The organism is Solibacillus kalamii, assembly GCF_002174535.1.
GTDB classification, from domain to species: domain Bacteria; phylum Bacillota; class Bacilli; order Bacillales_A; family Planococcaceae; genus Solibacillus; species Solibacillus silvestris.
In genome coordinates this window covers 117,238-133,047 of record NZ_NHNT01000010.1, presented here as the reverse complement: position 1 = coordinate 133,047, position 15,810 = coordinate 117,238, and the positions used below count along the sequence as shown (strand labels likewise).

The window sequence follows — 15,810 nt, the reverse complement described above, 5'->3', positions numbered from 1 at the left end:
AACCCGCAATACTCCTTAATCGAAGGAAATTGCGGGTTTTGTTAATTAATAAACGCCTTCTACAAGCATACCGTTCGCTACTTTAATGAAGCCGGCAATGTTTGAACCGACAACTAAATTACCTTCATAACCGTATTTTTTCGCTGCATCCGAACTTTCTTTAAAAATTGATTTCATAATGCTATGCAGTTTTTCATCAACTTCCTGGAAAGTCCAGTAATTACGGCCTGAATTTTGGGCCATTTCAAGTGCTGATACAGCAACACCACCTGCATTTGCTGCTTTACCAGGACCAAATAATACATCGCTCGCTAAAAACTCATTGATTGCATCTAAATTCGATGGCATATTTGCACCTTCTGCAACGACTTTTACCCCATTTGCAATTAACGTACGAGCCTGATCGCCGTTAATTTCATTTTGTGTTGCACATGGAAGGGCGATATCACATGGAATTGTCCAAATACCGTCACAGCCTTCTGTATAAAGAGCATTTGGACGATAATTTACATATTCTTTAATACGCTTCCCTTCAACTTCTTTTAACTGTTTCACAATTTTTAAATTAATGCCTTCCGGATCGTAAATATAACCTGAAGAATCGGAGCAGGCCACTACTTTTGCTCCAAAGTGCTGGGCTTTTTCAATTGCATAAATTGCTACATTTCCAGATCCTGAAACGACAACTGTTTTGTTGTTAATTGAAAGTTTTGCTTCACGAAGCATCTCTTCAACAAAGTATACTAAACCGTATCCTGTTGCTTCTGTACGTGCTAATGAACCGCCGTAGCCAGGTTTTTTACCTGTTAATACACCTGCTTCATATGCACCGCGAATTCGCTTGTATTGACCCCATAAATAGCCGACTTCACGAGAACCTACACCAATATCTCCGGCCGGAACATCGACATCAGGACCAACATAGCGGTATAATTCTGTCATGAATGCTTGGCAGAAGCGCATAATTTCTGCATTTGATTTACCTTTTGGATTAAAGTCGGAACCGCCCTTACCTCCGCCGATCTGTTGACCAGTTAAAGCGTTTTTAAAAATTTGCTCAAAGGCTAAAAACTTCATAATAGATTCGTTTACAGTAGGATGGAAGCGTAAACCACCTTTATATGGCCCAATAACGTTATTATATTGAACACGGTATCCACGGTTTACTTGTACTTGGTTTTGATCATCTTGCCAAGCGACACGGAAAGAGATGATTCTGTCGGGCTCAACGATACGTTCTAAAATGTTATGTTGAATGTATTCAGGATGTTGTTCGAATACAGGAACTAGAGATAGGAAAATTTCTTCCGCTGCTTGTAAGAATTCTAATTGATGTGCGTTCTTAGCTTTTAATTTTTCAAATACTCCATCAACATATTGCTGTGCGTTACTCGTTGTTGTCATTGTCGTCATGTTTATACCCCCAAATGGATTAATAAGTATACATTAGTATGAATTATCAAACAATTCAATTATATTTTATGTAACATCACTGTGTGAAATCGATGTTAAAAAAGAGAAAACGTTTTCAAATATTATATTGATATAATAATTTGGAGTTGCTTTTGGAAAGGATGATGAACTATTTTACAACTATTAATTGATGCAGATGCTTGCCCGGTTGTTGATTTAGCGCTGTTTATTTCATCTCGATATGAGATAAGACCAATCTTGTTCTGCGATACATCACATCGAATGGAACGGGAGGGTGCAAAAACAATTATTGTCGACAAGGGACCAGATTCTGTTGATTTTAAGCTCCTCAGTGTCTTAAAGAGAGGAGATATTGTCATAACAGGAGATTATGGTCTTGCTGCGATGTGTATAGCAAAAGGTGGAATTGTGATCAATCACAACGGGAAAGAACTGACGTCAGACAACATAGATCAACTGTTGGCATTTCGATTTGAAAGTGCGAAAATAAGACGTGCAGGGGGACGTACGAAAGGACCCAAAAAGCGCACGGAAGAAAATAATTTGGCTTTTGAAACAAAATTTCGACAAATTTGTGAACGTGCGATTTTTGAGAAGGAGGAATCATAAATGAATCAGCAAATCTTAAATTTAGACGCATTAAAAGCGCGCTTTCCGTTAATTGAAAAGCTGCAATCCGAACAATACGTATTTTGGGAAAATGAAAATGTAGCGAAAGATAGTCAAGTATCCGAACAAGTAACACTCGATATGATCCAGGACGCAGAAAATAGATTGAAGCGTTTTTCTTCTTATATAAAGGTCGCATTTCCAATCACGAGATTTTCAGACGGTATTATTGAATCGGAATTAAAAGAAATTGCTTCGATGAAAAAACTAATAGAAGGAAGACGCGGCTTTAATATTCCCGGAAAATTAATGCTTAAATGTGATCATGCATTACCGATCGCCGGTTCGATTAAAGCGCGTGGCGGTATATACGAGGTGTTGAGTCATGCCGAAAAGCTGGCAAACGATGCCGGTATGATAACAGAACAAGATGATTACGCAATTTTCCATAGTGAAGAATTCCGTAAATTTTTTAGTCAATATAAAGTAGCGGTCGGGTCAACGGGCAATTTAGGTCTGAGTATCGGTATTATTAGCGCAGAGCTTGGCTTCCAGGTAACGGTCCATATGTCGATAGAGGCAAAGGAATGGAAAAAAGAACTGCTGCGTGAAAAAGGGGTAGAAGTAATCGAATACGAATCTGATTACACGTCTGCCGTGGAAAACGGCCGCCAAGTAGCAGAACTGGATCCATCATGCCATTTCGTTGATGATGAAAATTCCATCGATCTGTTTTTAGGATATTCAGTAGCGGGTCTGCGCCTGAAAGAACAGCTGCAGCAAGCAAAAATTACAGTCGATGCAAATCATCCGTTATTTGTTTATCTGCCTTGCGGTGTTGGCGGTGCGCCCGGAGGAATTGCCTATACTTTAAAACAAATTTACGGTGAATATATTCATATTTTCTTTGCAGAACCATTTGCATCACCATGTATGCTTTTAGGATTGATGACGGGTATGCATGACAAAATTAGTGTGAATGATATTGGGTTGTCCAATCGGACGGAAGCTGACGGATTGGCGGTAGGGCGGCCTTCACGATTTGTCGGAACATTGATGGAATCCGTTATAAGCGGATGTTATACTGTGGATGACAGCTTTTTATTTAGAAGTTTAAAAGGTATGTTTGAGACGGAAAACATTTTTATGGAACCTTCAGCACATGCGGGAGTTTATGGTCCGATCGAATTAATGATGCAGGGGACTTCGTACATTGAAAAGCATGGGCTAACAGATAAAATGGAAAACGCCACACATATTATATGGTCAACAGGCGGCGATTTAGTGCCTGAAGAATTACGACAGCAGTATTTACAAACAGAGATATAGAAGGGAAGTCGCTTGTGTTAATTGTAGTAGTGATCATCGCATTTTTTGGAGCAGGTTTACTCGATTTAAACTTACGTAAAAAATATAACATCCCTAAAAACGAGAAATTTATGGATCAGTATGTGGGGATTTGGCATCTCTTCTTGGAAATCTTCCTATGTTTCATGTTTTTATCGTATGTAACTATTAATCAATTTGACCAAAAAACATTATATTCTGTATTGTTTGCGTTCATTATGATTTTATTTATAGTTCGTGGATTATTGGAGTTTTGGTTAAGAAGAGAAAAGCGTCGTCATATTATTTCATTTACTTATGTAGTGCTTTGTGCAATTTGCAGTATCGCAATTGCCATTATTATGTAAGAAAGAAGTGTGTTGGGGGAGAACCCCTCAACACACTTCTTTTTAGTCTACCTGGATTTCTTCAACTGTCGCTTCAACTTCTGAGCGGGACATTTTTTCTCGTCCTTCTTTCATGGCCTGCAATGTTTTATGCGCCAATGCTAAAGGCAGTCTACAGAATAATTTAATCGAACGTTTATCTAAATCTTTCATATAAAGGTCGGCCTTTGCCAGGTTTTCCTCCGCATAAGCAAATAGTTCAGCGCGAGTCCAGCCATCAGGTACGAAGCTGACACCGCGCTCATCCAAATCTTCCTGCTCATTACGTAGAATGTTTACTGCCTGTAAACCGCGACCATAGCCGATTGCCAGTTCACGGTCTGTTTTCGTGCCGGCACTCCATTCCCAAAGCTCCGAAAGCATGACACCGACTAAACCGGCCACGTAGTAGGTATAGTCGTCCAAGTCTTCTTTCGTATGCACCTGCCAATTTGCGAGCGCCCATTTTGCCATCCCTTCCGCCATCTCACTTGTCGCAGATGTGACAATAGAGAAAGCTCCTTGAGGGCAAACTTCCAGCCAGTCAGCAAGACGAAGTGTCACTTCAGGCATTTTGTCCTTTATAGGTGCCAAGGCATCAAGGTAAGCATTGTTATCGAAGACAGAGGCTTTCAATAATTCCGCTACTTTTAATAATGTTGCATTTTTCATTTCATTGGAAACATCTTCATGATCTTCAATTTCATCAATCGCTCGCATCGCTAAATATGCCGAGGCAACCGTTAATTTTAATTCTTTATCTAAAAAAGTAATGGGGATAAAAAATGTACGGCTCGTCTCTTTTAATACGCGCATCGCATCTTTTTGTAAAGCTTTATTCGACATAAGGAAAACTTCCTCCATTCTAAATTGCATCCACTTATTATCGTAACGCAAATTTGTAAAAAGGGAAAATAAAAGTTCCGGCTTTTCTTGATCAAGGGTGTAGGGGGAATAGGGCGGATGTAAAACATCGGGACCGAAAATGTAACGAATGAAACGGAAAGTAGAAAGTTTGACTGAAAAAGTGGAACATCGCAACCGGAAAGTAGAACGAAATCGTCGGAAAGTAGAAAGTATGGCCTGAAAAGTAGAACTCAACCCCAAAAAAGCACTCATTTCCAGTATGTACATATTTATTGAAATATGGTAATATTAGAACAATTCAAATGGACGGAGGTGAACGGAATGAAGAAGTTGGCGATTGAGACAGGTGTAAAAGTGGATACAGCTATGTATTTTGCACGTGTCATTACTTTTAAATTTGGGTCTAACGGGATAGGTGTGTCCTTTTTTAGACAATTTAAAAATAATGCGTAGCTAATTAACTTCATTCTTTTCACCAATACTGAAAAGACTGCTCTCGTTAATGAGCAGTCTTTTTGTTTTTTAGCTGCGCCCATGGAGGCGTAGAAATATGCAGTTAAAAGCAGAAAACATTACGAAAATTATCGGTGGCAATACCATTTTTAAGGATCTTTCTATAGAAGTAAATACAGGTGAACGTATCGCAATTGTCGGTCGAAACGGCAGCGGAAAAACGACATTATTTAAAGTGCTGGCAGACATTGAACAGCCGGATGAAGGACGGATCATAAAATCGAAAGGTCAAACAATCGGTTACTTGCATCAAATTCCCCGCTACACGGATACATCCGTTTTTGATGTATTGTCGAAAGCATTTGCTGAATTACATCAAATTAAAGACCGTTTAGCTCATTTGGAAAAGCAGATGGCAACTGATTTATCGGAGAAGATTTTAAATCAGTACGGTGAGCTGCAAGAGCATTATTTAGCAAAGGGCGGATACGAAATCGAAGCGAAAATCGCATCGATCGCCAATGGACTCGCGATTACAAAGTTATTAGATCAACCTTTTGATGCGCTGAGCGGAGGAGAAAAAACAAAGGTAATGCTCGCTCAAATTTTATTGCAGCAGCCTGATATTTTGCTGTTGGATGAACCGACAAATCATTTGGATCTTGCTGCAACACAGTGGCTTGAAGACTATTTACTATACTTTAGAGGTACCGTTGTTGTAATCTCGCATGACCGGATGTTTTTAAATAAAATTGTTCAGTATGTGGCAGAAATTGAAGACGGCCAAATTTGGGTAAGTAAGGGTAACTATGATCAGTACATTAATAATAAAGAAGCAAAAATAGCGCAACAGTTTGCGGCATATGAAGAACAGCAAAAAAAGATTCAGAAGATGAAAGAGGCGATTCGCCGATTACGACAATGGGCAAATGAAGCGTCTCCTCCGAATCCTGATTTATACCGTAAAGCGAAAGTAATGGAGAAAATGCTGGCACGAATGGAAATCGTCAAGAAGCCTAAAACCGAGCGCAATATGAATTTACAGCTGAAAACGGAAGATCGGACTGGAAAAGAAGTGTTTATGCTGAAAAACATTTCCCACGGGTTTGATCATGACTTTTTATTTATGGATGTTGATTTATCGATACATTTTCAAGATAGGGTAGCGATTGTTGGGAATAACGGTACGGGAAAATCCACGTTATTAAAAATTCTAATAGGGGAAATTGCGCCGGTTGATGGAGAGGCAAGACAAGGGAGCAATTTAAAGATCGGTTACCTTGCACAGCAGTTTGACCAATTGAACGGCAAGCAGCGTCTTATCGATGCATTCCGAGAGAAAGTTTCGCTAACGGAATATGATGCGCGGCATATGCTCGCCAAATTTTTGTTTTACGGTCATGATGTATTTAAAAAAGTAGATCAACTAAGCGGCGGGGAAAAAATGAGGCTTCGATTAGCTCAATTAATGGTTCTGAAATGCAATGTTCTAGTACTGGATGAGCCGACGAATCATCTTGATATTGAGTCGAGGGAAGCGCTTGAAGAAGCATTGGAGAACTTTGAAGGAACCATACTTGCGATTAGTCATGACCGCTATTTTTTGCAAAAACTATTTACGAGAACGGCTTGGCTGGAAAATCAGCAGCTAACCGTTCATGATGGTCCATTTGAGTGGGCACAGTCGAAACAAAAGGAGTTAAGCAAATGAATAAAATAGAAGCATATTGGCAGCATTATTGTGATTCGGAAGGCATGGAAAATATCCGTTATAAAGAAGCATTTCAATTTGGTGAAAAGGCGGATTGGCTTGCAGGACTTGTCGAGGTGGGCACTAAAACCGCAACTTGCTCGAGTTTTCCATTGTATGAACGAGAAGGGGAAAGTTTACCGGAAATTGGGGATTATCAAATTGTTTTAAACAGTCAGGATGAACCGGTAGCAATCATTCAATCCTATTCTGTTGAAATATACCCATTTAATGAAGTACCTGTTGGTTTTGCTCTGGCCGAAGGAGAAGGCACTTATGAGGAGTGGAAGGAAGCACATGTTGCATTTTTTAGCAGAGAACTCTCCGCACAAGGTCTGGAATTTACCGAGGAAATGCTGACTGTTTGTGACCGCTTTAAAAAAGTGTTCCCTAAATAAAGTTTTAAGCTGGATTTTCAATAGTTAGACATATATAAAATGGAGGAATTTGCTTAGTCAAACCTCCATTTTTTTACTGATTTTGTTCAAGAACAACATTTCCTGGCAACAATTGCTATCGGACATCGTTACATAATAGTTGCATAGGTTAATGTTTTTTTGATATATTAAATCTTGTTTTTCTCTATATAAAGGGAAAAATGTTTTGAATAGAAAGAGTGATTACAAGGTGAAAAACTTAGTAAAAAATAAAAGCTTATTAAACAATTTCCTAGCGATTTTCGTTCTGGCCGTTTTAATGCTATGGGCGAAAACTTATATTACACAAGTGACGCAGTTTAAGCTGGGTGTTGAGGGACCGCTCCAGCAGTTTCTTTTATTGATCAACCCATTGGGATCTGCGCTACTATTTTTATCAGTTGCATTTCTGTTTAAAGGAAAAAGAAAACTGACAGTATTGATCTTCATCTATACGTTGATGACAATTCTTTTATTTGCAAATGCTGTATATTATCGTTTCTTCAGCGATTTTATTACACTACCTACGATATCTCAAACACAAAACTTCGGGGATTTAGGCGGCAGTGTATTAACATTATTAAAACCTTATGATGTATTATTTTTTGTGGATATTTTCGTGTTGATCTATATTCGTTTTTCAAAGAAAATTAATTTCCAATCCGGCAAAATCGGATTCAAAATGCCGGCAGCAGTTGTGGCTACGGCAATTATATTGTCTATTGTTAACTTGCAATTAGCGGAAGCAGATCGCCCGGATTTATTGAGCCGAGGCTTTGACCGCAGTTATATCGTAAAATATTTAGGAATGTACAATTATTCAATTTATGATTCTGTTAAAACGTTTGAAGCATCTTCAGAGCGTGCTTCAGCTGACAGCAGTGATATTGCGGAAATAATAAACTATACAAATTCATTTTCATCTCAACCAAACGAGAAGTATTTTGGTAAAGCAAAAGATATGAATGTTATTTATTTACATTTGGAATCTATGCAGTCATTTTTAATTGATTATGAGCTTGAAGGCGAACAAGTAACACCATTTTTAAATTCATTGGTTAAAAATGAAAATACAATGTATTTCGATAACTTTTATCATCAAACAGCGCAGGGTAAAACGTCCGATGCTGAATTTATGTTAGAGAATTCTTTATTCGGATTGCCACAAGGCTCGGCCTTTATTACGAAAGGACAAAATACGTTTGAAGCCGCACCATCGATTCTAAAAGATTATGGCTATACGTCTGCAGTGTTCCACGGTAATAACGGCAGCTTCTGGAACCGAAATATGATTTATAACCAGTTTGGCTATGATGAATTTTTTGATGAAAGTTCGTATGATACAGCCGATTCGAAAAATATGGCGGAGTACGGTTTAATGGATAAACCATTTTTCGAGCAGTCGCAAAGCTTGCTTGAAACATTGCCGCAGCCATTCTATACAAAATTCATCACGGTTGCCCATCACTTCCCATATAAGATTGACCAGGATTTAGTGTCGATCGGGAAAGCGACGACAGGTGATACGAGTGTCGATAATTATTTCCAGACAGCTCGATACGCTGACGAAGCAATTGAACAGTTCTTTACGTATTTAAAAGAATCCGGTCTGTATGAAAATACAATGATTGTGATGTACGGAGACCATTACGGAATTTCCGACAACCATAATAAAGCGATGGAACAAATTATTGGTGAAGAAGTGACACCTGTTGTAAATGCCGATTTACAGCGTGTGCCTCTCTTTATTCATGTGCCGGGTATGGAAGGCGGCGTTAACCATACGTATGGTGGCCAAATAGACCTTCTTCCGACAGTACTGCATTTACTTGGTGTTGAAACGAAAAACAATATTCATTTTGGGACAGACCTGCTATCGGAAGAGCATAGCGAGATAGTTCCGTTCAGAAACGGTAATTTTGTCAGCCCGACGATCTATTCATTGGACGGCAAATACTATGACGCGAAAACAGGCGAAATACTCGATGAATCGAAAATGGAAACAGCAGATAAATTAAAAGCGATGGTAGAAGAAAAACTTCACTATTCCGATAAAGTTGTAAATGGGGATTTATTACGCTTTCATTCCAAAGATGGAAGTATAAAAGAATAAGCAGAAAAGTTTAAAATTGAATAAATATACTCAGGCATCATCTATTTTGATTAATTCAAATGGATGATGCCTTTTTATTATGGCTTAAAAAATAATTAAACATATCCGAGTAAAGAAAAATACTTTTCAATATCCATCGATATACTCGAAAAACTCTATTTGTTTCATAATAATTTACTATTGGACTTAATGTTCATTTTACATATACCACAATGAAGGGATACTTTAATTACCGTTTAATGTGATGTATTAACTTATATTGGAATATAAAGGGGAATTATGATTTGTTATTAAAACCATAACAATAATCGTGGGATCGGTGAATTTTACTATTTAAAAGTACTAATTTATTGAGAATATTTTCACCTGATTATCTATATAAATTAAGAGACAGATATTCAATTGCTTAATAGGTTGTAATCTTTTTGTATAAGCAACATATAGTGGGTTTTGGGAAAGCGAAACGATATTAGAGTTTTTATGAGGCGATCTAAGCAATTCGCCACCCAATATATTAAGGGGGAATGAGTGTATGAGAGAAGCCGTAATCGTCGCTGCAACACGAACACCGGTAGGCAGAAGAAATGGCGTCTTAGCAGAAGTACGAGCAGATGATTTAGCTGCAGATGTACTGGAGGAGGTAGTAAGTCGAGCAGGAATTGAAAAGGCACTTGTAGAGGATGTTATTTTCGGCTGTGTTACCCAGACATTGGAACAAGGCGGAAATATCGCACGAATTGCTGCACTGATGGCAGGCTTTCCGATTGAAGTGCCTGGTGTAACGATTGACCGGCAATGCGGCTCGAGTTTACAGGCAGTCCATTTTGCGGCACAAGCGATTATTTCTGGCGATATGGACATTGTCATTGCGGGTGGTATTGAAAGCATGAGTCGTGTACCGATGGGATCCAATATGGAGGGCACGCGCAAAAGTGACCGTATTAAAAAATATGAGTTGATCCACCAAGGTTTGTCCGCAGAGCGAATTGCAGAACAATGGCAATTAACAGAGCCGGAAATTAATGAATATTCTGTGTTGAGCCAACAACGTGCCAGTGAAGCAATCAAAGCCGGCTACTTTAACGATGAAGTTGTAGCGATTGGTGATGTGGATACCGATGAAGGCCCAAGACTCGGAACAACCGTTGAAGTTCTGCAAGGCTTAAGGAAGCTGTTTAAAGAAGACGGATTGATTTCTGCCGGAACTTCATCACAAATGAGTGATGGTGCGTCGGCTGTACTCATTATGTCCAGTGATAAGGCAGAGGAACTCGGTGTGAAACCGATGGCAAAAATCATCGCGCGTACTGTCGTAGGTTCTGACCCGACACTTATGCTGACAGGCCCAATTGAAGCGACAAAACGTGTCCTTCAAAAGGCAAACTTAACGATTGAAGAGATCGATACGTATGAAGTGAATGAAGCATTTGCTCCAGTACCAATTGTTTGGGCAAAAGAGCTGGGAGCGGATTTGGCGAAACTGAATCCGGATGGTGGTGCAATTGCGTTAGGTCATCCACTTGGCGCAACCGGGACGAAATTATTAACTTCGATGCTTTACCGAATGGAGCGTAATAACCAACGATACGGCTTGCTTGCGATTTGTGAAGGAATGGGCATGGCCAATGCAACAATTATTGAGAGAATTTAAATAAAGGCACTATTCATATTTTATAGATATGTAATCGCTTTCAATATAAAAAGGTGTTAAAAATATGACGAAGAGAGAGTGAAATCAATGAATAAAACATTGGCGAAATCTAGAAAAGAGTCCCGTACATTTTTTAATGATGATCATATTATGTTCAGGGACTCTCTTAGAAAATTTGTCGAAAAAGAGATTGAACCTTATTTTACACAGTGGGAACATGATCGCATCGTTCCGCGTGAACTTTGGACAAAGTTAGGAAGTCAGGGATTTTTATGTCCAAGCATAGAAGAAAAGTATGGCGGAATGGGCTTGGACTTTATTTTTGATATTGTATTGTCTGAAGAACTGTCAAAAGTCGGTGGCGGCTTAAGTGGGATTGGTCTGCACAGCAATGTCGTAACACCGTATATCACTTCTTTTGGAACAGAAGAGCAGAAGATGAAATACCTTCCGAAGTTTGTAAGCGGTGAATGGATTTCAGCAATTGCGATGACAGAACCGGGTGCAGGGTCTGATTTACAGAAAATGACGACGACTGCGGTGAAAGATGGATCAGACTATATTGTAAATGGTCAAAAAACCTTTATTACAAATGGAATTCTTTCCGATGTCATCATCATCGCCTGTAAAACAGATCCAAAAGCGGTACCTGCCCATAATGGGGTAAGCCTATTGATCATTGAGAGAGGGATGGAAGGTTTCTCCCGTGGCAGAAAATTAGACAAGGTTGGTATGCATAGTCAGGATACAGCAGAACTGATTTTTGAAAATGTACGAGTACCTGCGGAAAATCTTCTTGGGGAAGAAGGAAAAGGGTTCTTGTATTTAATGCAAAAATTGCAGCAAGAACGTCTGCTCACGGCAGTAGGAGCAATTACCGCTGCAAAAGATATGCTGGACTTGACGCTGCAATATGTAAAAGAGCGTGAAGCGTTTGGTAAACCGATCGGTAAATTCCAAAATACACAATTTACGCTGGCTGAAATTGCGACACAAGTAAAAATCGGCCAAACATTTGTGGATGATTTAATCTTACGACATTTAGAAGGACAGGATATTGTGACGGAAGTATCTATGGCCAAATGGTGGATCACAGATATGGCACGCAAAATTTCGGTGGACTGTATGCAATTACATGGCGGGTATGGCTATATGGAAGAATACAAGATTGCGAGACGATTCCGGGATATTGCCGTTACACCAATTTTCGCCGGTTCCAACGAAATTATGAAAGTCATTATTGCCAAAAATTTGGGACTGTAATAAATCCGAAATTATTTCATCAAGTATAAACACATGATACGTAATACGAATTAATGAGGTGAGACGCAATGAAAAATGCCGTAATTATAGACTCTGTACGTACTGCAGTTGGTCGTATGGGCGAAACATTAAAAAATGTAGAGGTAGATTATCTTGCGGCAAAAGTGTTGGACGAAATTACTGTTCGTACCGGAATTGGTAAGGATAAAATCGATGAAGTCATTATCGGACAAGCAAAGCAAAGTACTGATTCGCCTAATCTAGCCCGCTTAGCCCTTTTACGTGCAGGTTTTCCGATTGAAATTACCGGCTATACAGTTCACCGGCAATGCGGTTCAGGTCTGCAGGCAATGAATAGCGGTGCTCAGCAAATCATGTGTGGGCTTTCGGATATTATTATTGCGGGTGGAGCTGAAAGTATGAGCACAGCCCCATACTATTTGCGGAATGTCCGTTACGGTTACGGCGCTGGAAACGGTGAAATTCTCGATTCAAACACGGAAAGTCAACCACGTGCCCAGCCAATTGAAACATATGGTGCATTAACAATGGGAATGACTGCTGAAAACTTGGCTGTAAAATACGCCATTTCCCGAAGTGAACAAGATGAGTTTGCCTTAAGAAGCCAGGAGAATGCAAAAAGAGCCATCGAAACGGGATTATTCACGGATCAAATCGTTCCATTTGAAGTGAAGACGAAAAAAGGAACCGTCGAATTTAAAGTAGACGAACATCCGAGAGAAACAACATTCGAAAAATTATCTCAATTAAAACCGGTTTTTAAAGAAAACGGTACAGTTACTGCGGGGAATACAAGCGGTCGTAATGATGGAGCGGGTGTGATTATGCTCATGTCGGAAGAAGCGGCTGCACAGTATGATAAAAAACCTAAGGCGAAAATTATTGCGCAAGCTGTTTCAGGAGTTTCACCGGAAATTATGGGAATTGGCCCTGCCCCGGCAACGAGAAAAGCATTGCAATTAGCGGACTTAACACTTGATCAAATCGGTTTAATAGAATTAAATGAAGCCTTTGCAGCTCAATCCTTGGCCGTCATTAAGGAACTTGGCATGGATATAAACCGAGTAAATGTAAATGGGGGCGCAATCGCACTTGGTCATCCGATTGGCGGCACAGGTGGTGTATTAATGACGAAGCTGCTTCATGAAATGGAAAGACGTGGAGAAAAATACGGTTTAGTCACATTCTGTATTGGCGGTGGCCTTGGTATTACAACAATTGTTGAAAATATGCAGTTGTAGATACGGAACCGGAGCTGATCACCATGAACAATACCGATTGGAAACACCACTATACAAAAAAATGTACCACTGCTGAAAACGCAATCCAACTTATTGAATCCTCTCAAACGATATTTTTGGCACCGATGTGTAATGAACCTCAAGTACTTGTAGAAGAATTGATTCGTCAAAAGTCGCGATTACAAGAGATTTTATTATATACCATCATTTTAGGGAGTCCGTGTAAATACGCGGATCCCATATGTCACCCACACTTTAGAATTCGAACATTCTTAAATTCATCCTTATTGAAAAAAGCATACGAAAATAATAATTGTGATTACGTTCCTGTAAATTTCTCGGACATCCCTCGGTGGATCAAAGAAGAGAATATTGATGTTGCACTTATTCAGGTTTCCCGTCCAGATGCAAACGGTTTTTGTAGTCTTGGTCTTTCGGTAGATGTTGTACAGACATTGATAAAGGAAGCGACGGTTGTGATTGCGGAAGTAAACAGCAATCTTCCTTATACATGTGGAGAAACTCTCGTCCATGTATCCCAGATCGACAAGTTTGTTCCATCTGACCGACCGTTACTTACGATTCCAAACAGTCATCCGGCTAAAGAAGAATTAGCTATCGGTAAATACGTGGCAACGCTAATCCCTGATTATGCGACGATACAAGTTGGCGTCGGTAAAATCGCTGCTAGTTTTGTCCGGTCACTCCAGTCAAAAGCAGGATTAGGAGTGCATTCGGGTTCGATTTCCGATGAGATAATGCAGCTCATTAATCTTGGAGTTATTACAAATGAACGAAAAGAGATCAACCGGCATAAAACCGTTTGTACAACACTTACAGGAACAAATGATTTATATAAGTTTTGTCATCAAAATAAAAGCGTTGAACTGTATCCGGTAAGTTACACCCATAATGCAGCGATTATATCGAAAATTAGTCATTTTTATTCAATTAACTCGGCGTTGGAAGTAAGCCTGTCCGGCCAAATCAATGCCGAGCAAGTTGAGGACTCCTATGTTGTTGCAGGGGTTGGAGGTCAAATGGATTTCATTCACGGATCAAAGCTTTCTCCAGGTGGAAGAGCAATTATTGCGCTGCCTTCTACGGCGAAAAACGGAGCGGAATCCCGGATAAAGATTCATACAAAATACGTGACGTCATTAAAGTCTGAAATCGACTACGTTGTCACAGAGTATGGTATTGCAAAACTGTTTGGAAAATCTTTAAGTGAACGGGCGCAAAGCCTAATTGCCATTGCGCATCCGAAATTCCGGGCTGCTCTTACGGAAGAATACAAACAATTAGTGTAATGAGCCAAATAAGAAAGGATGTTAACTATGTCGAATTTAAAAGATAAAGTTGCAATTGTCACAGGTTCCGGTCGAGGTATTGGACGAGATATTGCCTTACTTCTAGCGAAAGAAGGAGCAAAAGTTGTAGTCAATGATTTAGGTGGCGGATCCGATGGGCAAGGAAATGATACAAAAATTGCAGATGAGGTGGTGCAGGAAATACAGGACCTTGGCGGAGAGGCTGTAGCCAACTATGATTCCGTTGCTGACTATGAATCTGCTTCCAATATTATAGACACAGCATTATCACGATTCGGCCGCTTAGATATCGTCGTGAATAATGCAGGTATTTTACGTGACCGGATGTTGTTTAAAATGAGCGAAGAAGAGTGGGATACAGTAATTGCGGTTCACTTAAAGGGTTCATTTAATATGACACGAGCGGCATCAACAATCTTTAAAGAACAAAAAAGTGGGCGTTTTATTCATTTCACCTCCACATCAGGGTTAATCGGTAATGTGGGGCAAGCCAATTATTCAGCTGCTAAATTAGGGATTGTCGGATTAAGTAAAAGTACGGCGTTAGATATGGCCCGGTATAATGTTACATCGAATGCGATTGCCCCGTTTGCATGGAGCCGATTAATCGGGACAATCCCTACAGAGACAGAGGATGAAAAAGAGCGAGTGGAAAGACTGAAACAGCTTTCACCAGCTCATATTGCGCCATTAGTTGCCTTTTTGGCATCGGATGAAGCTGCCGATATTTCCGGTCAAATATTTGGTGTACGAGGTAAGGAAATTATGGTGTTTTCTCAGCCGCGTCCGATTCGCTCGGTATTCAATGCGAAAGGCTGGTCCGTTGATAGCTTAAGTGCAATCAAAGGCTCGCTTCAATCAAGTTTTACACCGCTTGAAGCTAGTGCGCAAGTCTTCCCGTATGCCCCATTAGTATAATTGTTTGGACTGTTAAATTGGAAGGGAGAGA

Annotated in this window: 14 protein-coding genes; 12 read left to right on the top strand and 2 right to left on the bottom strand. The window is 39.7% G+C overall.

The annotated features are described in order from the left end of the window. Window positions 1–45: 45 nt before the first annotated feature. Complete coding sequence (gdhA, locus tag CBM15_RS14280) at window positions 46–1,413, bottom strand: NADP-specific glutamate dehydrogenase (protein WP_087618034.1); 1,368 nt, start codon at window positions 1,411–1,413, stop codon at window positions 46–48. A 171-nt stretch (window positions 1,414–1,584) separates the two neighbouring features. Here gdhA and CBM15_RS14275 point away from each other — a divergent pair, with 171 nt between their 5' ends. The 3 genes from CBM15_RS14275 to CBM15_RS14265 are packed head-to-tail and all read left to right on the top strand — an operon-like array spanning window position 1,585 to window position 3,737. Then, on the top strand, window positions 1,585–2,043 hold the full coding sequence (locus tag CBM15_RS14275; RefSeq protein ID WP_039966605.1) for a YaiI/YqxD family protein: 459 nt from the start codon (window positions 1,585–1,587) through the stop codon (window positions 2,041–2,043). Then, the gene (locus CBM15_RS14270; protein WP_087618033.1) at window positions 2,044–3,372 is read left to right on the top strand and encodes a D-serine ammonia-lyase; all 1,329 of its coding nucleotides are present in this window, start codon (window positions 2,044–2,046) and stop codon (window positions 3,370–3,372) included. Between the two features lie 14 nt (window positions 3,373–3,386). After that, window positions 3,387–3,737: a DUF4181 domain-containing protein gene (locus CBM15_RS14265; protein WP_087618032.1), complete on the top strand. Its 351-nt coding sequence runs from the start codon at window positions 3,387–3,389 to the stop codon at window positions 3,735–3,737. A gap of 42 nt (window positions 3,738–3,779) precedes the next feature. Here CBM15_RS14265 and CBM15_RS14260 read toward each other — a convergent pair whose 3' ends face one another. Beyond that, entirely contained in the window at window positions 3,780–4,601 is an 822-nt protein-coding gene (locus tag CBM15_RS14260) for a squalene/phytoene synthase family protein (RefSeq protein ID WP_008404784.1), read from the bottom strand. Between the two features lie 342 nt (window positions 4,602–4,943). Between CBM15_RS14260 and CBM15_RS19625 the strand changes: the two genes are divergently transcribed. The 9 genes from CBM15_RS19625 to CBM15_RS14220 all read left to right on the top strand — a co-directional run bounded on the left by CBM15_RS19625 (window position 4,944) and on the right by CBM15_RS14220 (window position 15,779). Further along, window positions 4,944–5,075 carry an RAxF-45 family protein gene (locus tag CBM15_RS19625; protein WP_008404783.1) on the top strand — a complete coding sequence of 44 codons (132 nt, stop codon included), beginning with the start codon at window positions 4,944–4,946 and terminating at the stop codon, window positions 5,073–5,075. Window positions 5,076–5,172: 97 nt separating this feature from the next. After that, a complete protein-coding gene (gene abc-f, locus CBM15_RS14255) occupies window positions 5,173–6,786 on the top strand; it encodes a ribosomal protection-like ABC-F family protein (RefSeq protein ID WP_087618031.1) in 1,614 nt (537 codons plus the stop codon). Further along, window positions 6,783–7,223 carry an ASCH domain-containing protein gene (locus CBM15_RS14250; protein ID WP_087618030.1) on the top strand — a complete coding sequence of 147 codons (441 nt, stop codon included), beginning with the start codon at window positions 6,783–6,785 and terminating at the stop codon, window positions 7,221–7,223. The genes abc-f and CBM15_RS14250 overlap by 4 nt, the downstream gene beginning before the upstream one ends. A 229-nt stretch (window positions 7,224–7,452) precedes the next feature. Continuing rightward, window positions 7,453–9,354: a lipoteichoic acid synthase gene (gene ltaS / locus CBM15_RS14245; protein WP_087618029.1), complete on the top strand. Its 1,902-nt coding sequence runs from the start codon at window positions 7,453–7,455 to the stop codon at window positions 9,352–9,354. Window positions 9,355–9,886: 532 nt separating this feature from the next. Beyond that, complete coding sequence (locus CBM15_RS14240; RefSeq protein ID WP_087618028.1) at window positions 9,887–11,005, top strand: thiolase family protein; 1,119 nt, start codon at window positions 9,887–9,889, stop codon at window positions 11,003–11,005. Window positions 11,006–11,092: 87 nt separating this feature from the next. Further along, the gene (locus CBM15_RS14235) at window positions 11,093–12,268 is read left to right on the top strand and encodes an acyl-CoA dehydrogenase family protein (protein ID WP_087618027.1); all 1,176 of its coding nucleotides are present in this window, start codon (window positions 11,093–11,095) and stop codon (window positions 12,266–12,268) included. Window positions 12,269–12,336: 68 nt separating this feature from the next. Next, window positions 12,337–13,530, top strand: a complete 1,194-nt coding sequence (locus CBM15_RS14230) for a thiolase family protein (protein WP_087618026.1) — start codon at window positions 12,337–12,339, stop codon at window positions 13,528–13,530. 23 nt (window positions 13,531–13,553) lie between these two features. Further along, window positions 13,554–14,840 carry an acetyl-CoA hydrolase/transferase family protein gene (locus CBM15_RS14225; RefSeq protein ID WP_087618025.1) on the top strand — a complete coding sequence of 429 codons (1,287 nt, stop codon included), beginning with the start codon at window positions 13,554–13,556 and terminating at the stop codon, window positions 14,838–14,840. Window positions 14,841–14,867: 27 nt separating this feature from the next. After that, window positions 14,868–15,779, top strand: a complete 912-nt coding sequence (locus CBM15_RS14220) for an SDR family NAD(P)-dependent oxidoreductase (protein WP_087618024.1) — start codon at window positions 14,868–14,870, stop codon at window positions 15,777–15,779. Window positions 15,780–15,810: the final 31 nt, after the last annotated feature.